General features: G+C 69.8%; 21 protein-coding genes and 1 tRNA gene. 2 read left to right on the top strand and 20 right to left on the bottom strand.

Features of this window, described 5'->3' with window-relative positions:
• Positions 1–12 precede the first annotated feature (12 nt).
• The 7 genes from leuD to ffh all read right to left on the bottom strand — a co-directional run bounded on the left by leuD (position 13) and on the right by ffh (position 5,688).
• Complete coding sequence (gene leuD / locus J5Y10_RS06595) at positions 13–624, bottom strand: 3-isopropylmalate dehydratase small subunit (protein ID WP_209371994.1); 612 nt, start codon at positions 622–624, stop codon at positions 13–15.
• Entirely contained in the window at positions 624–2,039 is a 1,416-nt protein-coding gene (leuC, locus tag J5Y10_RS06600) for a 3-isopropylmalate dehydratase large subunit (RefSeq protein WP_209371996.1), read from the bottom strand. The genes leuD and leuC overlap by 1 nt, the downstream gene beginning before the upstream one ends.
• A 65-nt stretch (positions 2,040–2,104) precedes the next feature.
• Positions 2,105–2,542: a 50S ribosomal protein L19 gene (gene rplS, locus J5Y10_RS06605; protein ID WP_209371998.1), complete on the bottom strand. Its 438-nt coding sequence runs from the start codon at positions 2,540–2,542 to the stop codon at positions 2,105–2,107.
• Between the two features lie 24 nt (positions 2,543–2,566).
• Complete coding sequence (gene trmD, locus J5Y10_RS06610) at positions 2,567–3,307, bottom strand: tRNA (guanosine(37)-N1)-methyltransferase TrmD (RefSeq protein WP_209372000.1); 741 nt, start codon at positions 3,305–3,307, stop codon at positions 2,567–2,569.
• Entirely contained in the window at positions 3,304–3,891 is a 588-nt protein-coding gene (gene rimM, locus J5Y10_RS06615; RefSeq protein ID WP_209372002.1) for a ribosome maturation factor RimM, read from the bottom strand. The genes trmD and rimM overlap by 4 nt, the downstream gene beginning before the upstream one ends.
• 18 nt (positions 3,892–3,909) lie before the next feature.
• Positions 3,910–4,254, bottom strand: a complete 345-nt coding sequence (gene rpsP, locus J5Y10_RS06620; protein ID WP_209372004.1) for a 30S ribosomal protein S16 — start codon at positions 4,252–4,254, stop codon at positions 3,910–3,912.
• Between the two features lie 33 nt (positions 4,255–4,287).
• Entirely contained in the window at positions 4,288–5,688 is a 1,401-nt protein-coding gene (ffh, locus tag J5Y10_RS06625) for a signal recognition particle protein (RefSeq protein ID WP_209372006.1), read from the bottom strand.
• Positions 5,689–6,093: 405 nt separating this feature from the next.
• Between ffh and J5Y10_RS06630 the strand changes: the two genes are divergently transcribed.
• Complete coding sequence (locus J5Y10_RS06630) at positions 6,094–6,294, top strand: hypothetical protein (RefSeq protein WP_209372007.1); 201 nt, start codon at positions 6,094–6,096, stop codon at positions 6,292–6,294.
• A gap of 553 nt (positions 6,295–6,847) precedes the next feature.
• Here the strand turns inward: J5Y10_RS06630 and J5Y10_RS06635 are convergent.
• The 9 genes from J5Y10_RS06635 to J5Y10_RS06675 all read right to left on the bottom strand — a co-directional run bounded on the left by J5Y10_RS06635 (position 6,848) and on the right by J5Y10_RS06675 (position 15,288).
• Positions 6,848–7,081: a helix-turn-helix transcriptional regulator gene (locus J5Y10_RS06635; protein ID WP_209372009.1), complete on the bottom strand. Its 234-nt coding sequence runs from the start codon at positions 7,079–7,081 to the stop codon at positions 6,848–6,850.
• A gap of 90 nt (positions 7,082–7,171) precedes the next feature.
• On the bottom strand, positions 7,172–7,864 hold the full coding sequence (locus tag J5Y10_RS27750; protein ID WP_342452857.1) for a PEP-CTERM sorting domain-containing protein: 693 nt from the start codon (positions 7,862–7,864) through the stop codon (positions 7,172–7,174).
• Positions 7,865–8,476: 612 nt separating this feature from the next.
• Positions 8,477–8,552, bottom strand: a tRNA-Glu gene (locus J5Y10_RS06645).
• Positions 8,553–8,600: 48 nt separating this feature from the next.
• Positions 8,601–9,296, bottom strand: coding sequence for a hypothetical protein (locus J5Y10_RS06650; protein ID WP_209372011.1), 696 nt, complete (start codon positions 9,294–9,296; stop codon positions 8,601–8,603).
• Between the two features lie 121 nt (positions 9,297–9,417).
• Positions 9,418–11,211 carry a single-stranded-DNA-specific exonuclease RecJ gene (gene recJ / locus J5Y10_RS06655; protein ID WP_209372013.1) on the bottom strand — a complete coding sequence of 598 codons (1,794 nt, stop codon included), beginning with the start codon at positions 11,209–11,211 and terminating at the stop codon, positions 9,418–9,420.
• 7 nt (positions 11,212–11,218) lie between these two features.
• Entirely contained in the window at positions 11,219–12,226 is a 1,008-nt protein-coding gene (gene glpX, locus J5Y10_RS06660; RefSeq protein ID WP_209372015.1) for a class II fructose-bisphosphatase, read from the bottom strand.
• Positions 12,223–13,509, bottom strand: a complete 1,287-nt coding sequence (locus J5Y10_RS06665) for a homoserine dehydrogenase (protein ID WP_209372017.1) — start codon at positions 13,507–13,509, stop codon at positions 12,223–12,225. Before J5Y10_RS06665 ends, glpX begins: the two co-directional genes overlap by 4 nt.
• Entirely contained in the window at positions 13,506–14,732 is a 1,227-nt protein-coding gene (locus J5Y10_RS06670; RefSeq protein WP_209372019.1) for an LL-diaminopimelate aminotransferase, read from the bottom strand. Before J5Y10_RS06670 ends, J5Y10_RS06665 begins: the two co-directional genes overlap by 4 nt.
• A gap of 46 nt (positions 14,733–14,778) precedes the next feature.
• A complete protein-coding gene (locus J5Y10_RS06675) occupies positions 14,779–15,288 on the bottom strand; it encodes a hypothetical protein (protein WP_209372021.1) in 510 nt (169 codons plus the stop codon).
• A gap of 213 nt (positions 15,289–15,501) precedes the next feature.
• Between J5Y10_RS06675 and J5Y10_RS06680 the strand changes: the two genes are divergently transcribed.
• Entirely contained in the window at positions 15,502–17,769 is a 2,268-nt protein-coding gene (locus J5Y10_RS06680; protein ID WP_432761249.1) for a PHA/PHB synthase family protein, read from the top strand.
• Positions 17,770–17,781: 12 nt separating this feature from the next.
• Here J5Y10_RS06680 and J5Y10_RS06685 read toward each other — a convergent pair whose 3' ends face one another.
• The 4 genes from J5Y10_RS06685 to J5Y10_RS06700 form a co-directional block, all read right to left on the bottom strand.
• Positions 17,782–18,432: a hypothetical protein gene (locus tag J5Y10_RS06685; protein WP_209372023.1), complete on the bottom strand. Its 651-nt coding sequence runs from the start codon at positions 18,430–18,432 to the stop codon at positions 17,782–17,784.
• A gap of 49 nt (positions 18,433–18,481) precedes the next feature.
• A complete protein-coding gene (locus J5Y10_RS06690; protein ID WP_209372025.1) occupies positions 18,482–19,027 on the bottom strand; it encodes a hypothetical protein in 546 nt (181 codons plus the stop codon).
• Between the two features lie 164 nt (positions 19,028–19,191).
• A complete protein-coding gene (locus J5Y10_RS06695; RefSeq protein ID WP_209372027.1) occupies positions 19,192–20,538 on the bottom strand; it encodes an ATP-binding protein in 1,347 nt (448 codons plus the stop codon).
• 13 nt (positions 20,539–20,551) lie between these two features.
• Positions 20,552–21,271 carry a response regulator gene (locus J5Y10_RS06700; RefSeq protein ID WP_209372029.1) on the bottom strand — a complete coding sequence of 240 codons (720 nt, stop codon included), beginning with the start codon at positions 21,269–21,271 and terminating at the stop codon, positions 20,552–20,554.
• Between the last annotated feature and the right edge of the window lie 236 nt (positions 21,272–21,507).

A 21,507-nucleotide genomic window follows, 5' to 3' on the forward strand; every position in this document is an offset into this window, starting at 1 on the left:
CTTTCCTGAAGCTCAGCCGTAGAGCCAGGGCTGCGCGGCGCGCTGCCCGTTCTCGAAGTTCTCGATGGCGGAAGCGCGCTGCATCGTCTCGCCGATGTCGTCCAGGCCGTTCAGCAACCGATGCTTTCGGAGCGGATCGACCTCGAAGGGGATCTCCTCCCCGTTCGGGCGAATGACGATCTGGCGCGCGAGGTCGACGCTGATCCGGGCATTGGCGCCCATCTTCGCGTCCTCCATCAGCGTGTCGCAGATCTCGCGCGACAGCTTGATCGGCAGGATGCCGTTCTTGAAGCTGTTGTTGAAGAAGATATCGGCGAAGTCCGGCGCGATCACGCAGCGGATGCCGAAATCCAGCAGCGCCCAGGGCGCGTGTTCACGCGAGGACCCGCAGCCGAAGTTCTCGTGCGCGATCAGGACCTCGGCATGGCGGTAGGGCTCCTGGTTCAGCACGAAGTCCGGCTTCTCGGAGCCGTCGTCGTTGAAGCGCATGTCGGCAAAGGCGGCGCGGCCCAGCCCCTTGCGCTCGATAGTCTTGAGGAAGCGCGCAGGGATGATCTTGTCCGTGTCCACGTTCGCCATGGGCAGCGGCGCGGCAACTCCGGTCAGCGTCGTGAATGCCCGCATCAGACCAGCTCCCGGACGTCGGTCAGGTGCCCTGTGACAGCCGCCGCGGCCGCCATGGCGGGGGAGAGGAGGTGCGTGCGCCCGCCCTTGCCCTGCCGCCCCTCGAAGTTGCGGTTGGAGGTGGAGGCGCAGCGCTGTCCTGGCCCGATCCTGTCGGGGTTCATGCCCAGGCACATGGAGCACCCGGCCTCCCGCCACTCGAAGCCCGCTTCCTTCAGGATGACGTCCAGCCCCTCCTGCTCCGCCTGCTCCTTCACGAGGCCGGAGCCGGGGACCACCATCGCGCGCACGCCCGCGGCGACCTTGCGGCCGCGCACCACCTCGGCGGCGGCACGGATGTCCTCGATGCGGCCATTGGTGCAGGAGCCGACGAAGACGGCGTCCACCTTCAGCTCCTGCAGGCGCTGGCCGGGCGTCAGCCCCATGTAATCCACCATCCGCCGCAACTGGGCCCGACGCGCCTCGTCACCCGCCGCCTCAGGGTCCGGCACCGTGCCGGTGATCGGCAGCACGTCCTCGGGCGAGGTGCCCCAGGATACCATCGGCGCGATCGTGGAGGCGTCGAGGGTGACCTCCCGGTCAAAATGCGCGCCCTCGTCGGTCGGCAGCGTGCTCCACCAGGAGATCGCACGCTCCAGCGCCTCGCCCTTCGGTGCCATGGGGCGCGTGCGGACATATTCGAAGGTCGTCTCGTCAGGCGCGATCATGCCGGCGCGGGCACCGGCCTCGATCGACATGTTGCAGACGGTCATGCGGCCGGCCATGTCCAGCGCCCGGATCGCCTCGCCGGCATACTCGATCACGTGGCCGGTTCCGCCCGCCGTGCCGATCTTGCCGATGATCGCCAGCACGATGTCCTTCGCCGTGCAGCCGAAGGGCAGCACCCCGTTCACCGTGACGCGCATGTTCTTCGCGGGCTTCTGCAGCAGCGTCTGGGTGGCCAGCACGTGCTCCACCTCGGAAGTGCCGATGCCGAAGGCCAGCGCGCCCATGGCGCCGTGGGTGGAGGTGTGGCTGTCGCCGCACACGATCGTCATGCCCGGGAGCGAGATGCCCAGCTCAGGCCCGATGATGTGGACGATGCCCTGCCGCTTGTCATTCAGTGGGATGTAGGTGACGCCGAAATCGACGACGTTCTTCTCCAGCGTCGCGACCTGCAGCGCGCTTTCCGGCTCCTGGATCCCGGTGAAGCGGGTCGCATCGGTCGGCACGTTGTGATCGGTCACGGCGAAGGTGCCGTCCAGCCGGTGCACGGGGCGGCCGGCGGTGCGCAGGCCCTCGAAGGCCTGCGGGCTCGTCACCTCGTGCACGAGGTGGCGGTCGATGTAGAGGAGGGCTGTCCCGTCGGGGGACGTCTCGACAACGTGGGCATCCCAGATCTTGTCGAACAAGGTGCGCGGCTTCGTGGCCGACATCGGTCTTCCCTCCTCACGCCATTTCGAGAAAGGCCCGCCGGATGATCCGGCGGGCCTTTCCCGTCTTACGCCTGCTGATCGCCCGCAGCAGCCGGGGCCTCGGCTGCCGGAGCGGCCGCAGCACCGGCAGCGGCCTTGACGCGCGGGCTGGTGGCCTCCTGGATGCGGGCGGACTTACCCGTGCGGCCGCGCAGGTAGTACAGCTTCGCGCGGCGAACCTTGCCGCGGCGCACCACCTGGATCTCCGCCACGTTCGGGGAGTAGAGCGGGAACACGCGCTCCACGCCCTCGCCGTAGGAGAGCTTGCGGACGGTGAAGTTGCTGTTCAGCCCGCGGTTGGAACGGGCAATGCACACGCCCTCATAGGCCTGGGTGCGGATGCGCTCGCCTTCCTGCACCTTCACCATCACGCGCACCGTGTCGCCGGCGGCGAACTCGGGGGTGGCACGGGCGCCCGACAAGCGGGTCATCTGCTCGTGCTCGAACTGCTGCAGCAGGTTCATCGTTAGGGTCCTTTCCAGTCTCGTTTAGGCGGGGCTTGCCGCCGGATGCAACGGCGCGCCCGCCGTGGATCCCGGGCGCCCCTGTTCAGTGAGGAGGTCTGGACGACGCTCGCGCGTCACCGCCTCGGATCGTTCCCGCCGCCAGCGCGCGACCTCCGCGTGGTGGCCGGAGAGGAGAACCTCCGGCACGCGCAGGCCGCGCCACTCGGCGGGGCGGGTGTAGTGGGGATATTCGAGCAGGTTGGAGCTGAAGCTCTCCTCCTCCGCGCTCTCGGCCGCCCCCATTACGCCGGGAATGAGGCGCACGCAGGCATCGAGGAGCACCATCGCCGCCAGCTCGCCGCCCGAGAGGACGTAGTCGCCGATGGAAACCTCGATCATCCCGCGCGCCTCGACCACGCGCTGGTCCACCCCCTCGTAGCGGCCGCAGAGGGCCACCACGCCGGGACCGGCGGCGAGCTGCCGCACCAGCGACTGGCGCAGCGGCACCCCGCGCGGGGTCAGGAACACCAGCGGCCGCGCATCGCCCTCCGGCACCGCCGCGGCAATGGCGGCATCCACCACGTCCGGGCGCAGCACCATGCCGGCGCCACCCCCGAAAGGCGTGTCGTCCACCGTGCGGTGGCGGTCGGTGGCGGCGTCGCGAATGTCGCGCGCCTCCAGCGACCAAAGGCCGCGTTCCATCGCGCGCCCGGCCAGCGAAGTGCCGAGCGGGCCCGGGAACATGCCGGGGAAGAGGGTGAGGACGGTCGCGTTCCAGCTCATGCCGCGTCCCGGCCGCCGCTGCGGCGGCGCATGGAGGGGCGGCGCGGGCGGGGCGTGTCCACCGACTCCGCCTCGCCCGGCTGAGGCGGAACCTCCACCTCCCCGGGCGGAACGATGACGATGCGGCCCTCCGACACCTCCACCACCGGCACGACAGCCTTGGTGAAGGGCAGCAGCGTCTCCCGCCCGTTCGCGTCCCGCAGCGTCAGCACGCTGCCGGCTCCGAAATCCTCGAGCGCGGCGACCGTGCCGAGGACTTCGCCCGCTTCCGTCTCGGCGCGAAGGCCGATCAGGTCCGAGAGGTAAAACTCGTCCTCCTCGGGCTCGGGCAGCGCGTCGCGGTCGACGTAGAGCTTCGTGCCGGTGAGCTTCGCGGCCGCGTCGCGGTCCGTGACGCCCTCAACCTGCACCAGCCCTTCGGCCAGCCACTTCAGCACGAAGCGTCGCGCCCCGCCCTCATCCGAGAGCGGGCCGTAACCGGCGATGGCGGCCGGCTCCGCGGTGTGGGAGCGCAGGTGAACCAGCCCCCTCACCCCGTGCGGGCGGCCGAATTCGCCGACCAGGATGCGACGCGACGCGGACATGGCGGAGTGCCGTTATCCTCAGGCGTTCGTCGCAGCAGCGGCCGCGGCGGCACGCTCCTGGGCGCGCTTCTTCGGCGCGGACTGCTTCGGCTGCTCCGGGAACACGGGCATCGGAGCCAGCTCGGCCTTGCCGAGGAACTTCGCCACGCGGTCCGTCGCCACGGCGCCCTGGCTCAGCCAGTGCTTGATGCGCTCGTCGAAGAGGCGCACGCGCTCGACGTGGTCGGACGGCAGCATCGGGTTGTAGGAACCCAGGCGCTCGATGAAGCGGCCGTCGCGCGGCGAGCGGCTGTCGGCAACCACGATGTGGTAGTAGGGGCGCTTCTTGGCACCGGCGCGCGCGAGGCGGATCTTAAGGCCCATCGATCGTATCCTTAGTCTGTTTCCAACGGTGGTTCAGAAGGGGCGCTTGCCGCCCCCCATGCCAGGCAGGAGCGCGCCGAGACCGCCGCGCATCAACCCCTTCTGGCCGAGCTTGTTCATCCGCTTCATCATCGCGGACATGTCGTCGAACTGCTTCAGCAGCCGGTTCACATCCTGAACCGTGACACCGGCACCCGTGGCGATGCGCTTCTTGCGCGACGCCTTGATGATGTCGGGGTTCTTCCGCTCCTTGCGCGTCATCGAGGAAATGATCGCGGACTGCCGCCCGATCATCCCGTCATCGATCTTCGCGTTGGCGATCTTGTCCTTCATCGCGCCCAGGCCGGGCAGCATGCCGAGGATCCCCGAAAGGTTCCCCATCTTGCCGACCTGCTTCAGCTGCGACGCGAAATCCTCCAGGTCGAACTGACCCTTCTGCATCTTCGCGGCGAGCTTCTCGGCCTCGTCGCGATCGATCGTCTCCGCCGCGCGCTCCACGAGCGACACGATGTCGCCCATGCCGAGGATGCGCCCGGCGATGCGGGAGGGGTGGAAGTCCTCCAGCGCATCCAGCTTCTCGCCGGCGCCCAGCAGCCGGATCGGCGCGCCCGTCACGGCCCGCATCGACAGCGCGGCGCCGCCGCGGGCGTCGCCGTCCACGCGCGTCATGACGATGCCGTTCACGCCCACACGGTCCTGGAAGTTCCGCGCGGTGTTCACCGCGTCCTGGCCGGTCATGGCGTCCACGACCAGCAGCGTCTGGTGCGGCTTCGTCGCGGCCTTCACCGCGGCGACCTCGTCCATCAGCGCGTCGTCGATCGACAGGCGGCCGGCGGTGTCGAGGATCACGACGTCGTAGAGCTCGCGCCGGGCCGTCTCCATGGCGCGGGCCGCGATCTCCAGCGGGGTCTGGCCGGGGATGATCGGCAGGCTGGTCACGCCGGTCTGGTTCGCCAGCGTCTGCAGCTGGAGCTGCGCCGCCGGACGCTGCACGTCCAGCGAGGCCAGCAGGACCTTCTTCTTCTCCCGCGTCCGCAGCCGCAGCGCGATCTTGCCGGAGGTGGTCGTCTTGCCCGAGCCCTGGAGCCCGACCATCAGGATCGGCACCGGCGACGGCGCGTTCAGGTCCAGGCCCGGTGTGAAGCCATTGGGGGCCTCGGTCCCCTCCCCGCCCCCGAGCGCCTCGACCAACGCGTCGTTGACGATCTTGATGACCTGCTGGGCGGGCGAGACGCTGCGGATCACCTCCGCGCCCACCGCCCGCTCCCGCACCTTGTTGATGAGGTCGCGCGCCACCGGCAGGGCCACATCCGCCTCAAGCAGGGCGATGCGGACCTCGCGCAGGGCCTCGTTCACGTCGGCCTCGGACAGGGACCCGCGGCGGCGGAGCTTGTCGAAGACGCCGTTCAGGCGGGAGGAGAGCGCCTCGAACATACGGGCGGGGTTGACCTCATTCTTGGAACACGCCCATGACCGATCGCGCCGCTGCGCGAGCCTTCGCGGAGCGGCGGAGCCGGCACCCTGGGGATGGCCGACCGGCGGACGGGACGTGTCCCGGGAGCGGCGCCCTTAAACCGCGGGGCCAGCGCCGTCAAGCGTGATGCGCCCGCCACAGCCCGGCACGGAACCCATGCTGCACCGCACGACGCAATGTTCACACCCCTAGAATTCTCCTAGAGGTTGCATAACTTACATTGCATCGCAACCAGAACGCCGATCCGATGTTCAGGTTCTGATTAGGTAGAACTGTCCGGAGTTTCGGTGGTTCCAGGATAGTTGCACGGATGAGTTGTGGCCGGCAGCTACAGCCGGCTGCCACGGTAAGCGGAGCTGTCAGAGATGCAGGATTTGGATACCCCTCCCGATCCGCGCGCTGGAAGACCAGCGCGTGGCTTAGCCCCGAACGTGGTTCTCACCGCAATCAGGGATCTGGTGCAGCACGCCCGTGCTGCGGAGCTCCCCTTGGCAGACGAGTTGCTGACCGACATTCTGGCCAAGCTTTGCGGCTGGCCGGTGGAAGAGCTGAACCGGCTTCGCTGAGCTGCAGCCTCCTTCGGTATGAAGGTCAGGATCCGCATCCAGAGGGGTATCGGTACCCTGACTGGATGCCGAGGAAGGACAGGGTGGGTGACGAGCCTCCTCCTTAGCACCGGCTCCCCGGGTTGCGTGGGTGCCCCGTTCCCCCTCGACGATTTGCTGCCTTAGTTGACGCCGCAGTTCGGCCAATCTTGATCGGCACACACCGCACCGAGTCTTGCTGCGCGGGAGTAGGAAGAGTGAATACGGAACGTGACCCGTCTGACAACTCGGCCGCTGGAGTTGCGCTGGCTGCCCTGAGACGGATCGTCGATGACCGCGCCGATCGGGCTGAGTTGCTCCGGCGCTGGGACCTGCTGGATCGGGAAGAGCGGAAGCACCTCCTGGCGCTCACGCGGACGATGGCTGGAGGTGAATAGCCACGCGCGGCGTTCGTAGGGCCAAAGAAGCCAGCTACAAGGCCTCCACCCCGATCGCAGCTGTCCACCTGCCACAATGCATTCGATTTCGGGAGGCGTATCCCTAGGACAGCGGGACTGGTCGGAGGGTACGTCGCCTACAAAGCCGCCTTCCTCAGTCTTATCCCGGCCCCACCGGCCTCAGGTTCCGTAAACTCGACCCCAGCGGCCCCGAGGGCGGAGCGGATCGCGACGACGGTGGCGCCATAAGGTCGGTTCCGACCGCTCTCCAGGTTCACGATCGTCTGCCTGGAGCACCCTGCTATCGTTGCGAGATATTGCTCACTCCACCCCAGCAACTCGCGGGCTTGTCGGCATAGCTCAGGCGTCATGCAACCACCCTCTTGAGACGCGGGTAAACCCTGCCCTGTTTTCGGCCGAAAGTCCGACGCCGCCCCATCTCCGGAGCGGCGTCGGGTGCACTACACCGCGATCTTCGCCCTACGCCGCCGGACGAGACCTAGGCCAAGGAGGCCGGCACCAAGCAGAGCGATGGAGGCCGGCTCCGGCACGGCGACCACCGCGGCTTCGAAGTTGTATGTCGTCGTTCCCGAGGTCCGCCCGAGCACCACGTTGTCAGCGAAGGCGTGGTAGGCGTTCGAGAAGCCCGATCCCACTCCAACGCTGATGGCCGACACGTAGGCGTTCGCGCTGTAGCTGTTCTTCCAATCCTGGACGGTCTGGTTGACCTGCGAGCCGTTCTGGAGCGTCACGCCGGAGCCGGAGACAAACTGGTAAAACAGGTCGTTGAAGGTCGTGGTGTACCAGGTGTCGCGAGAGGTGTTCCCGTAGGTGCCGTTGTACACGCCTTCCCAGATCAATTCGCTCCGGCGCCCGTTGTCGTAGATGTGGAGGCGGAGAGCCGGCGTTTGATCGGAGTTGTAAGCACCGCTGCTGTTCGCCGCGACCAGCCAATCGAACGAAATCCCCAGCACCGTGCTCAGCAGGCCGAGATTGCTGGCTGGGTTATAGTAATTCCCTAATGAATAACGAGTTCGGTCGCCGAACATCTCCACCGACCCATTGCCGGATCGCGGAACCGTCGATGTGATAGTGCTGGAACCGCCGCCGCTATTCTCGCCGGGAATGGTGCCCCAAGTCGTGTTGGGAAGCACGACATCCGCATGCGCTGCCCCTCCCCAACAAGCCACCGCCACTCCCGCCAACAGTAAAGCTCGCATCGAGCCTGCCCCCACAATCTCCAGCCTTCAAACGGCTGCGCAGTTGGAATGGCAAGTTGCGTGCCCCCAGCGAAACCCTTTGTTTTACAACGATTTGGACTCAACAAAACCTTCGGAAATGCATCAAACGTTAAGTTCTTCGACGCGAAGGCATTGGTGCTGTGTCACCTCGCCCGAGATTTCCACCGGCCCATCAGGCAGGACAAAAAAGCGCCTCACCGAGCACTCCCGAGCCTCGGCCAGGGCCTCTCATGGTCCGATACGGCATTTCGAGACCAGACCTAGCTTGGGCCAGCCGGACATGATGAGCTGACGCTGCGTTCTTCAGCCGCAGCGTAAACCGGGTAATCCATCCAGCGACTATCACTGTACCTGCTGCACCCGTGCAGCACGGACGAAAAATCCTGCAACGTCACAAAGCCTGACGTCCGCGTCCGATTGATCCTGCTTCCAATTACGGCCTGAACAGCAGTTCAAATACCGGGGTAAAGGAATAGTGGGCCGCAGCCGGCAGTAACACCGATAATCAGTGAAGCCGCTGAGAGATGGCGTCCCCTACGGGATTCGAACCCGTGTCGCCGCCGTGAAAGGGCAGTGTCCTAGGCCTCTAGACGAAGGGGACAAGCGCGGCCGGTCCTTACAACGCCTCGCCCTCCCCGTCCAGCACCCCTCAAAGGGCCAGTGGCGCCTCCGGCGGAACCAGCGGCGCGCGCGGCGAAGGTGGCGCGTCCGCGCTCGCCGGCGCTGCGGGCGGAAGCTCCGTCCGCGTCGGCGCCTCGGTGCGCGGCACGGGATTGCCCGGCGGCGGGCCGCCAGTCCCCCCCGCCTGGGGCGGATCGGCGCGCACGGGCCCCTCTACCCGAGATGGCGCCTGCTGGCCCGGCGGTACGGCCGCCGCAGCCGCAGCCGCGTCCGGCACGGTGTAATCCGGCACGATCCGCGCCTGGGCCCCGGCAATCACCAGCACCTTCTGCCCTATCGGCAGTGGCGGCACGTCGCGCTGGGTGACGTTCACCAACTCCCCGTTCGTCTTGCGGACGATGTACTCGGTGGCCCGATTATCATTGATCACGCGCTCGGTCGCCGAGCCAAAAAGGCCGCCGACGAGCCCACCGCCGACTCCGGCCAGGGCAGAGGTGAGATTGCTGCCCGGCGTCGCGCCCCCGACGATGCCGCCCGCCGCCGCGCCTACCGCCGCGCCCGTCGTACCATCCGACGAAATCTGGATATCCCGCGCGCCGATGATCACGCCCTGCTGCACCGGGTTGGCCTGCTGAACCGCCCGGGTCGAGTAGGTATCGGCCGAGTAGTCGCTACCACAGCCAGCGAGGAGAAGCAGGGGGAGGAGAAAGCGGCAGGGATGCATGAAAGCTCCGCGTTGTCCGGCGCGCAGGGGCGGGTCCATCGGGCCGCCCCGGAGACCTTGCGCGGCCAGTTAAGGGCCACGGCGGCGCTGCACAACCCACCAGCTTCCCGGCCGGGACAGGTCAGGCCGGCGCTGCATCCTGCACGTGAAGGCAGGCCGAGACCTCGCCATTCCAGCTTTCCGCCCGCAGCGCACCGCAGAGATGCAGCGGCACGCCGCGGGACCGGAGGAGGAGGTCGGCCAAGGGCCCTTCCTTCGCGCGGAAGCACACGGCCTTTAGCCGCCCGCCCCCCTCCCCTTCCAAGAAGAGGCGGATGGTTCCGCCCTCTTTTCCAACCCTGTCGGCCCGCACCACGCGCGCGCGGCGCACGGCAAACAACGGCTCGTCATTTCCCGTTCCAAAAGGCGCCAGGCGGGCCACCTGCTCCGCCAGTGCGGTGTTCGCGGCGGCGACGGAGAGGGTTCCCTCCACGACCAGCGCGACCGAATCCGGCAGATCCGCCGCACGCGCGAGCCGCTCCTCGAGAAAGGCTCGCACCGCAGCCAGCCGCTCCGCCCGGAAGGAGAAGCCGGCCGCCATGGCGTGCCCGCCCCCTATCTCCAGGAGCCCCGCCTGCCGCGCCGCGATGATCGCCGCACCCAGGTCCAGCCCGGCCACGGACCGCCCGGAGCCCTTGGCCATCCCGTCCGCCACCCCCGCCACCAGGGCCGGCCGGTTGAACCGCTCCTTCACCCGCCCTGCGACGATGCCGACCACGCCGGGATGCCACCCCTCCCCGAGGATCAGCAGCACCGGCCGCCCCTCGGCGGCCTGCATCTCGGCCATGGCGAGGGCGGAGCCCAGCACCTCGGCCTCCACCTCCTGGCGCCGGCGATTGGTGGAATCCAGGCTCTCCGCCTTGGTGCGCGCCTCCAGCGGATCATCCTCAACCAGCAGCCGAAGGGCCAGGTCGCTCTCCCCGATCCGGCCGGAGGCGTTGAGCCGAGGGCCGATCCCGAAACCCAGGGAGAGTGCTGTCGGGGCGTCCTTCACCCCCGCCACCTCCAGCAGCGCCGCGATCCCCGGCCGCCCGCGCCGCGCCATCACCCGCAGCCCTTGCGCGACCAGCGCCCGGTTCAGCCCGGTCAGCGGCATCACGTCGCAGACCGTCGCCGTCGCGACCAGGTCCAGCAGGTCCAGCAGCGGCGGCTCCGCCCGCCCCTCGAAGAAGCCGGCCTTCCGCAACGCCCGGTGAAGCGCCACCGCCGCCATGAAGCAAACCCCGGCGGCGCAGAGCCCGCGCAGCCCGGAATCGCAGTCCAGCCGGTTGGGATTCACCGTCGCGAGGATCGCTGGCGGCGGACCTTCCGCCTTGTGGTGGTCCAGCACCACCACGTCCGCCCGTCCGCGGGCCGCCTCCAGCGCCTTGTGCGCCGCGATCCCGCAATCAACGCATACGATCAGCCCCGCCCCCCCATCGCAGAGGGCCGCGATGGCCGGCGCATTGGGCCCGTAGCCCTCCTTGATCCGGTCCGGAACGTAGTGGCTGGCGGACACGCCGAGGTCCCGCAGCACGCGCAACATCAGCGCCCCGGCACAGGCCCCGTCCGCGTCGTAGTCGGCGAAGATCGCCACCTTCTCCCCGGACCGTACCGCCTGGGCCAACCGCCCGGCCGCCACGTCCATGTCCTTCAGAGAGGAAGGGTCAGGCATCAGGGCCCGCAGCCGCGGCTCCAGGAAATCCGCCGCTGCCTCAAGGCCCACGCCGCGCGAGGCCAGCATCCGCCCGACGATCTCCGGAACGTCCAGCCGCTGGGCAATGGCCAGTCCCGTGCGCTCGTTTCCTTCCCGCCAGACCCAGCGGCGGCCGGTCGCGCTCCGGGAGACGCCGAGAACGGCCTCCCCCGCTTCTTCCGTGACGGGCGTCTCCGTCATCAATCCATCAGGCAAGGTAGGTGTTCGGCTTGACCGTGAAGTTGTGGTGCCCCTCCACGTAGCGCACCGTCCCCGTCTTGCTCCGCATGACGATGGAGTGCGTGACCGCCGAGGTCGCCGTGCGCCGCACCCCGCGCAGCATCGCGCCCGAGGTGACGCCGGTCGCGGAGAACATCACGTCGCCCTTCGCCATCTCCTCCACGCTGAAGATCTTGTCCGGGTCCGTGATCCCCATGGACTTGGCGCGCTCGCGCTGCGTCTCGTCCTCGTAGATCAGCCGGCCCTGCATCTGCCCGCCGATGCAGCGCAGCGCCGCAGCCGCCAGCACGCCCTCCGGCGCCCCGCCCCAGCCCAGGTAGATGTCGACCCCCGCCTCGGGCTGCGAGCAGGCCACCACGCCCGCCACGTCGCCGTCCGGGATCAGCATGATGCGCGCCCCGGCCTCGCGGCAGGCGCGGATGATCTCCTTGTGGCGGTCGCGGTCCAGCGTGCAGACCACCAGGTCCTCGATCGCGCACTTCTTCGCCTGGGCGAGGTTGCGAAGGTTCTCCTTCGCGCCGGCATCGATGTGCACCACCCCGTCCGGCAGGCCCGGGCCCACCGCGATCTTGTCCATGTAGATGTCGGGGGCGTGCAGGAAGCCGCCCTTCTCCGCCACGGCCAGCGTCGCGATCGCGTTCGGCATGCCGCGCGCGCAAATGGAGGTGCCCTCCAGCGGGTCCACCGCGATGTCCACCTCCGGCCCGCCGGCGCCCACCTTCTCGCCGATATAGAGCATCGGCGCCTCGTCCATCTCGCCCTCGCCGATCACCACCGTGCCGGCAATGGCCACGCTGTCGAAGGCGCGGCGCATGGCGTCCACCGCCGCGCCGTCGGCGGCGTTCTTGTCGCCCCGGCCGATCCAGCGGGAGGAGGCGATGGCCGCCGCCTCCGTCACGCGCACCAGTTCAAGCGCCAGGTTGCGGTCGCTCTGCAGGGGGGCATCGGGGTTGATGCCGGCGCGGGTGATGCTCATGGGCTCTCGATCCGGATAAGGGCGGGGGATTCCAGCACGGCGTCCAGGGCGGAGATGCGGGCGATCGCCTCGCGCATCGCGCCCTCACGCGCTTCATGGGTGGTGAGGACAACGGGCACCGCCTCCCCGGGTGAGCGCCCGCGCTGGAGCATGGATTCCAGGCTGATCCCGGCGTCGCGCAGCGCGCCCGTCACGTCCGCGATCACGCCCGGCCGATCCACCACCATCAGGCGCAGGTAATAGGCGCCGGAATGCCGCTCCATCCCGATCGAGGGCACGGCGGAGAAGGACTCCGCCCCCCAGACCGGGGTGTGGCGCCCCCGCGCGATGTCGATCAGGTCCGACACCACGGCGGAAGCGGTCGGCCCCGCCCCGGCGCCACGGCCCACCAGCACCACGCGGCCGACATGGTCGCCCTCCGCCACTACGGCGTTGAACACGCCGTCCACGGTGGCCACGGGATGCGAGGCGGGCACCATGCAGGGATGCACCCGGGTCTCCACACCGTTCTCGGAACAGGAGGCGATGCCCAAGAGCTTGATGCGGTAGCCCAGCTCCTCCGCCAAGCGGATATCGAGGGCGGAAATCTGCCGGATGCCCTCCACATGCACCGCGTCGAAGTCCACGGGCCGTCCGAAGGCCAGGGCGGCCAGGATCGCCAGCTTGTGCGCGGCGTCGATCCCGTCCACGTCGAAGGTCGGATCCGCCTCGGCATAGCCGAGCTTCTGCGCCTCGCTCAGCGCCTCCGCGAACTCCCGCCCGCGCTCGCGCATCTGGGTCAGGATGTAGTTGCAGGTTCCGTTGAGGATGCCGGTCACGCGGGTGATGCGGTTCCCTGCCAGCCCCTCGCGGATCGCCTTGATAGCGGGGATGCCGCCGGCCACCGCCGCCTCGAAGGCCAGCGGAGCGCCCGACTTCGCCGCAAGTTCCGCCAGCTCCGCCCCATGCACCGCCAGCAGCGCCTTGTTCGCCGTGACGACGGGCTTCCCCGCCGCCAGCGCCGCCTGGATCAGCGCGCGCGCCGGCCCTTCGCTGCCGCCAATCGTCTCCACCACCACGTCAATGGCCGGATCGTTCGCCAGCGCGGTGGGATCATCATACCAGCGCAGCCCTTCCAGGCTGATGCCGCGGTCCCGCGTGCGGTCGCGCGAGGAGACGGCCGTCACGGCGATGCCGCGGCCGGCGCGTGCCGATACGATATCGGAGTTCTGGCGCAGCAGGCTGAGCACACCCGCGCCCACCGTGCCGAGCCCGGCGACGCCAACAGCAAGCGGGCGGGTCATGCGCGAACGGCGTCCTCTTTGTGCTCGTCCATATGCGGGGCGGCGTTATCGCCCTGCAGGAAGCTTTTGATACCGCGAAGCGCCTGCCGGATGCGGTGGTTGTTCTCCACCAGCGCGATGCGGACATGGTCGTCACCGTGCTCGCCGAAGCCGACGCCAGGCGCCACCGCCACCTTGGCGCGGGCCAGCAGCAGCTTGGAGAACTCGACGCTGCCCAGGTGCCGGAACCGCTCGGGGATCGGCGCCCAGAGGAACATGGAGGCGTCCGGCGACGGCACGTCCCACCCTGCCCCGTGCAGCCCCTTCACCAGCAGGTCGCGCCGCTCCTTGTAAAGCTTCCGCATGTCCTCGATGCAGTCCTGCGGCCCGTTCAGCGCCGCCGTCGCCGCCACCTGGATCGGCGTGAAGGCGCCGTAGTCCAGGTAGGACTTCACGCGCGTCAGCGCCGCGATCAGCTTCGGATTCCCCACGGCGAACCCCATGCGCCAGCCCGGCATGTTGTAGGTCTTGGACATGGAGGTGAACTCCACCGTCACGTTCTTCGCCCCCTCCACCTCCAGCACCGAGGGCGGCGGGGTGTCGCCGTAATACAGCTCCGCATAGGCGAGGTCGGAGAGGATGAAGATCTCGTGCTTGCGGCAGAAGGCCACCAGCTCGCGGTAGAACTCGATGGAGGCCGTCAGCGCCGTCGGATTGGACGGGAAGTTGACGATCACCGCCGTCGGCTTCGGCACGGAATGCCGCACCGCGCGGTCGATCGCGCGCAGCATCTCGTCATCCGGCGTGTAGGGAATGGAACGGACGCTGGCCCCGGCGATCAGGAACCCGAACTGGTGGATCGGATAGGACGGGTTCGGCACCAGGATCGTATCCCCCGGCGAGGCGATGGCCTGCGCCAGGTTCGCCAGCCCCTCCTTGGAGCCAAGCGTCGCGATCACCTCCGTCTCCGGGTCCAGCTTCACCCCGAAGCGACGGGCGTAGTAGGCGGCGTGCGCCTTCCGCAGCCCGGGGATGCCCTTGGAGGCGGAGTAGCGATGCGTGCGCGGGTCCTGCACCGCCTCGATCAGCTTCGCCACGATGTGCGGCGGCGTCGGGCTGTCCGGGTTGCCCATGCCGAGGTCCACCACGTCCTCTGCCGCTGCCCGCGCCTTGGCCTTCGCCGAGTTGACCTCGGCGAAGACATAGGGCGGCAGGCGGCGGATGCGGTGGAACTCGTCGGTCATGGCACGGGTGCTCGGCGTTCTTCTAATGACAGGATAGCGGCAGCGGTCAGAGGCCGCGAGGCGCGATCCGGGGAAAGCTGGGCGTCGCCGAGAGATCCGGCGGCGGCGGGGCCGTCATCTCGGCCGGCGGGGCGGATGGCGCCTCGGGCGGGATCTCCGGCACGGCCTGCGCCTCCCCGCCACCGGGCAGGAGAAGTGTGGCCGGGCCGGCCCCGATCGGCGGCGCCGGCACCAGGCGCGGCGGCGCGGGCGGGGCGGCGGGCACGGCGGCCAGCCCCTCGGTGGCTGGGCGATCCGGAACCGGGGCGCCGGGGGTGGGCGGATTGGCCGCGGCCGCCCGGTTGGCCGCCAGCAGGGTGGAGAGCTCCGCGCGCTGGCTCGCCGGCCCCCGGTCCGGCCGCCCGGGCACGGTGCCGAGGTTCGGGCGCGGCTGGTCCAGGCCCGGCGGCATCGGCCGCCCCTCCAGCGCCTTGCCGGTCAGCTGGCGATAGAATTCGAAAGGGCTCTCGCCCGGGGAACCGACGCAGCCGGCCAGCCCCAGGCCTGCGGCAAGCACAAGGGAGAGCCGCGCGAGGGGGGCACGCGCTTGTCGTCCCTCGTCCCGGTCCCTAGCTTCCCTGTACCGGATGGAATCCGGCCGGGACGGCATGGCCTGCTCTCGCATCGCACGCTCCTCTCCCCGGGGGGTTTGCCTGAGAATGACGACCGGCGGAAGCCACGGAAGGGACGCCGCAGCAAGCGGACGCCCGGCCAGAGAGGGAGCGCAGGGATGAGCGAGAAGCGTCGGAACGGCCGGACCCCACCCGAGGTGGCGCAGGCCGGGGCCGAGGCGCTCGGCGGCCCGAACGAGGGCAGCCCGCCGGCAGCGCCGAAGGTGACCGTGAAGACGGGGGCCGAGGCACGGCAGGGCAAGGCGACGTCCCGGCGCGTGCTGGAATCCGGCACGGCCCTCGGCACGGTCGCCGCCGCCCAGCAGCTCCCGCCCGACATCGCCCCGCCGTCCAAGGCCGGAACTGCGAAACCGACGGACACGGATGCCGGGAACGCGGCGGTCGCGCGCCCGAGCGCCGGGCCGGCCGAAGCTGCGGCGCCCGCCGCCAGCACCGCGGGGCCTGCGCCCCAGATCGAACCGGCGGCTCCCCCGGCAGCAGAACCCGCCGCGGCGCCCCCCTCCGATCCGCCCGCGCCCCCTTCGTCCGGGGTGCCTCCCCAACCCGACCCCGGCGCGACACCGCCCCCCGCAGCCGAGGCGCCCGCCTTCCGCCTGCCCGACCCCGCCCTTGTCGGCCGCACCATGGCGGACGTGGCAGAGCGCGGGCAGCGGATCGTGCGCGAGTTCCTGCGCCGCCAGGGCGAGGGAGACGGCACGCCCAGCCCGGACCCGCTGAACATCGGCAACGCCTTCATGGAGATGACGGCGCGGCTGATGACCAACCCGGCCAGCGTCGTGCAGGCCGGCATCGGCTTCTGGCAGGACTACCTGACGCTCTGGCAGAACACCGCCCGCCGCATGCTGGGCGGCGAGGTAGCCCCCGTCATCACGGAGCGGCGCGGCGACAAGCGCTTCAAGGACGACGCCTGGCGCGAGAACGAGGTCTTCGACTTCATCAAGCAGTCCTACCTGCTCTCCTCCCGCTATGTGACGAACGTGGTGCACGGGGCGGAGGGGCTGAACCCGAAGACGGCGCAGAAGGTGGATTTCTACACGCGCCAGTTCACGGACGCGATGAGCCCGAGCAACTTCTGGCTCACCAACCCCGAGGTGCTGCGGAAGACGGCCGAGACAGGCGGCGAGAACCTGCTCAAGGGCCTCTCCAACCTGCTGTCGGACCTGGAGCGCGGGCACGGCAAGCTGCGAATCAACATGACGGACGAGAGCAAGTTCCGGATCGGCGAGAACATCGCGGTCACGCCGGGCAAGGTGGTGTACCGCAACGCGCTGATGGAGCTGATCCAGTACACGCCCAGCACGGAGACGGTGCTGAAGCGCCCTCTCCTCCTCCTGCCGCCCTGGATCAACAAGTTCTACATCCTCGACCTTCGCCCAAAGAACTCCTTCGTCCGCTGGGCCGTCAGCCAGGGCCACACCGTCTTCGTCTGCTCCTGGGTGAACCCGGACGAGACGCTCGCGGAGATGGGGTTCGACGACTACATGCGCCTCGGCCCCTACGCCGCGCTGGAAGCCATCGAGAAGGCCACCGGCGAGCGGCAGGTGAACGCTATCGGCTACTGCCTCGGCGGCACGCTGCTGGCCTCCACCCTCGCGCACATGGCGAAGCGCAAGGACGACCGCATCGCCTCCGCCACCTTCTTCACGACGATGCTCGACTTCGAGGAAGCCGGGGAGCTCGGCGTTTTCATCGACGAGGAGCAGCTGCAGGCCATCGAGGCGAAGATGAGCAAGCGCGGCTTCCTGGAGGGGTCGGAGATGGCCGACACCTTCAACATGCTCCGCGCCAATGACCTGATCTGGTCCTTCGTCGTGCAGAACTACCTGCTGGGGCAGGAGCCCTTCCCCTTCGATCTGCTGTTCTGGAACGGCGACAGCACCCGCATGCCGGCGAAAATGCACAGCTTCTACCTGCGCCGCATGTACCAGGCGAATGACCTCGTGAAGCCCGGTGGCATCGAGCTGGACGGGGAAGCGCTGGACCTCCGCGACATCCGCCTGCCGACCTACGTCCTGGCCACGCGGGAAGATCACATCGCGCCCTGGAAGAGCAGCTACAAGGCCACGCAGATCTTCTCAGGCCCCGTCCGCTTCGTCCTCGCCGCCTCCGGCCACATCGCGGGCGTGGTGAACGCGCCGGACAGCGGCAAGTACAGCCACTGGGTCGGCACCGAGGATGCCCCCGCCGATCCCGCCGAGTGGTTCGAGCACGCGACCGAGTTCGCCGGCTCCTGGTGGCCGGACTGGCACCGCTGGATCCTCGGCCATGACCGCAGCACTGTCCCCGCGCGCCAGCCCGGCGAGGGCGGGCTGCCCGCCCTGGAAGACGCGCCCGGCAGCTACGTGAAGGTGATGGCGGGGGACTGACCCCGCCTTCTCTCAGATCCCGAACGGGGTCGGCCCGCGCCCGCCACGGTCGGCGGGCACGGGGGTGTCGAAGTCGGTGTCCCAGCCGCTCCGCTCGTCCAGGCTGCGGACGGCCTCGGCCAGTGCGGTTGCCGCGATCTCTCCCTGGGGCAGCGGCCCGGGATCGGCGAGGCGCCCGAGCACCGCTTCCCCTCCGCGCGGGAACAGGTTGGTTCCCAAGGCACCCGCGGCCGCCCCGCGGTTCCCGGCCGCCAGGGCCCGCGCCGCCGCCGCCAGTGCCGCCGCCATCGCGGGAGAGGCGGCCAGCGGATCCGCCCCCAGCGCGCCCCGCATCTCGTCGCGCGCCTGCCCGATGGCCGCCTTCGCCTCCGCGGGCACCGGCGCCCAGCGCGGGTTGGTGGTCAGCTCCACCGCCAGCCATTCCAGCAGTGCCGCCGCGCGGGCCACCCGTACCGGCTGGCCCCGAAGTCCGGTATTCGCCCCCTGCATGTCGCGGGTGAGTGCGGCGATCGCCGCGCGCCCCGGCTCCTGCTCCGGCGGCAGCAACCCTGCCGGGACGGACCAGCCAAGGTTCGGCCGGCGAAGCTCCTCGCAGCCCCCAAGGGCCCCCAGGACAAGAAGGCCGGCCAGCGCGCGGCGGGAGAGGGTGGGAATCGGGCTCATGCGCCGAGCAGGATGCCCGTCCCGACCGGCCCCGTCACGCGACCTCCCCTCACCGCTCGTCTCGGTCCTCATCGCGGCCGAACTCGATGTCGCGCCGCGCCTTCTGGGTCGCCTGGTTTGCCTGCGCCAGGCGCGGCAGGCTCGCCAGCCGTTCCAGCGTGTCCGGCGCGAAGGTGGGAGCCGGGAGGGCGGCGCGGGCCGCCTGGGTATTTCCGGCACTCAGGGCGGTCGCCGCAGTTTCCATGGCGTTCATCACCACGACGGGCCGGGCATCCTGCGCGATGCCGAGCGCCTGGCGCACCTCGTAGCGGGCGGCCGTCACGGACGGGCCGGTGATCGTGCTGAAGTTGAAGAAACTGCGATCTGCCGGAATGGCCACCGCCTCCCATTCCAGGCGGCTGACGGCAACAGCGGCGTCGGCGGGACGGCCGGCCAGGACCGCCGGATTGGCGAAGGCCGTGGCCGCGCCCTCGATCGCATTATAGGCCGGGCTGCCCGTTCCCTGCCCCGCCAGGGGCGGAACGGGCGGCACGGCGTTGTCCTGGGCGGCACAGGCCCCCAAGGCGAGGAGAATGGCAAGGGCAGCGTTCCGCATCGGACTTTCCTGGAACGGGCCGCAACTGGATGGAAGCACCCGGCCTGCGCCCGTTTCTTCCTTAACGATGCAGGCCGCGCCACGTTTTCCCTCGGGAAACGCCGGACTGGCTTACCATCATAACAGGGCCCGCCCGGCGAGGCGCGAGCAGCCCTCCCCTTCTTTCAGGCCGGCAAAACCACCGCGGCGGAGAGCCCCCCGCCCGGGCGGTTCCGCAGCGTCACGTCCCCGCCATGCGCGCGCAAGATGTTACGCGCGATCGGCAGGCCCAGCCCCACCCCGCCGGTTTCCCGGTTTCGGCTCACCTCCAGCCGGCGGAAAGGCTGGAAGACGGCCTCCTGGCTTTCCGGCGGGATACCCGGCCCATCATCCTCCACGAGGAGCAGGATGCTCCCGTTTCGCGGCGGCTCCAGCAGGATCCGGGCGACGCCGCCGTAATTCGCCGCGTTGGTCACGAGGTTCGCCAGCGCCCGCTTCAGCGCGATCGGCCGCCCACGCACCGTCAGCCGCTCCGGACCGTCATAAACGAAGGCGTCCGCATCCACGTCCGGCCGCGCATCCGCCGCCTCGTCCAGCACGGTGCGGCACAGCGCCGCAAGGTCCAGCGGAACGGAGGGCTCGGCCGCGGCGTCGTCACGGGCGAAGGCGAGGGTGGCGTTCACCATCGCCTCCATCTCCTCCAGGTCGGACAGCATCTTCGCCCGCTGCTCGTCGTCGTCCATGAACTCGGCCCGCAGCTTCAGCCGGGTGATCGGCGTGCGCAGGTCATGCCCGATCGCGGCCAGCATCTGCGTGCGGTCCCCCACGAAGCGCCGGATGCGCTCGGCCATCGTGTTGAAGGCATGGGCGGCGGTGGCCACCTCCAGCGGCCCGTCCTCGGGCATGGGTGGCGCGTTCACGTCGCGCCCCAGCGCATTGGCGGCCCGCGCAAGGTCCCGCACAGGCCGCGTCAGCCGCCGCACCGCCCAGAGGATCAGGGAAGCCGCCGCCGCCGTCATCAGCACGAAGGCGATCAGGAAGGTTTCGGAATGCCAGGGCCGCAGCGGCGGGGCATGGACCGCCATGTTCAACCAGGCCGAGCCGTCCGGCAGCATCATGGAAAGGTTCAGCGTGCCGAACCCCATCCCCGCCTGGATCTCGCGGGGGCGCAGGCGGGGCGGGGCGCCCATCAGCAGCTCCGGCCGCACCATCCGCAGCACGGGGGGCGGCGCCGGCGGCATCCCCAGCCGCACGTTCGGCCGCTCGTCCAGCGTGGCCTCAAGCCCCTGCGGCAGGTCGATGTCAGAGAGCAGCGCGCCGCGCCGTTCCGGCAGCGCCAGCACCACCGCGCGCCACAGCCCGAAGACGCGGGAGGACATCTCCCGCTCCATCGCCGCGCGCTGCAGGTCCACGCGGTCCAGCGCGTGGATCGTCAGCCCCGCCGCCTGGACTGCCATCAGCGCCACCAGCAGGAACAGCGCCGTGCGTGCCGCGAGGGTGCGCGGCAGCACGCGCCGGATCAGCGCGTTCATGAACGGAGCAGGGTCAAGCCGCCCGTTCCACATCGGCCGCCAGCACGTAGCCGCCGCCCCTCACGGTCTTGATGAGACTGGGATTGCGCCCGTCATCCTCCAGCTTCCGCCGCAGGCGGGAGACGGCGACGTCGATCGCCCGGTCGAAGGGCCCGGCCTGCCGCCCGCGCAGCAGGTCCATCAGCATGTCCCGGGTCAGGACGCGGTTGGGACGCTCCACCAGCACGGTCAGCAGCTCATACTCGCCGCCGGTCAGAGAGACCTCCACCCCGTCCGGGTTCAGCAGCCGCCGCCGCTGCGGCTCCAGGACCCAGCCGCCGAAGCGGATGGCGGAGGGCAGCGGATCCCGCCGCGCCCCCTCCCCGTGCGCGCGCCGCATCACCGCCCGGATTCGTGCCAGCAGCTCCCGCGGGTTGAAAGGCTTGGCGACGTAGTCGTCCGCGCCGAGCTCAAGCCCGACGATCCGGTCCGTCTCCTCGCCCATCGCCGTCAGCATGACGATCGGCACGTCGGACTGTCCGCGCAGCCAGCGCGCGAAGTCCAGCCCCGATTCGCCCGGCATCATCAGGTCCAGGACGACGATGTGGTAGCGGCCCAGCGGCCAGGCCCGCCGGGCTTCCCGCGCCTCCCGCGCCGTGGTCACGCGGAATCCCTGCTTCTCGAGGAAGCGGGCGAGAAGCTCGCGGATCTCGCGGTCGTCATCGACCACCAGGATGTGCGGGGCTGGTTCCATGGCCTGTTACATAGCGCGGACCGCGCGGCCATGCGCGCCCGCTTGTTACAATCCATGTCGAAACGGCCCCGCGTTGCCCGCCGTTTCACCAGCCCGTTATCGCGCCTTGGATCGGAGCCCGGTCGGGGCCAGCTAGGGACGGTCGGCGCCTCCCTTCCCCCCCAAATCCTCGGGGCGGCGCCGCGGATACGGCGGCGGGTCGGTTGCATCCCCCCTCTTGTGGCAGCCCCCGCCGC

The organism is Roseomonas indoligenes (assembly GCF_017813365.1).
Classification (GTDB): domain Bacteria; phylum Pseudomonadota; class Alphaproteobacteria; order Acetobacterales; family Acetobacteraceae; genus Roseomonas; species Roseomonas indoligenes.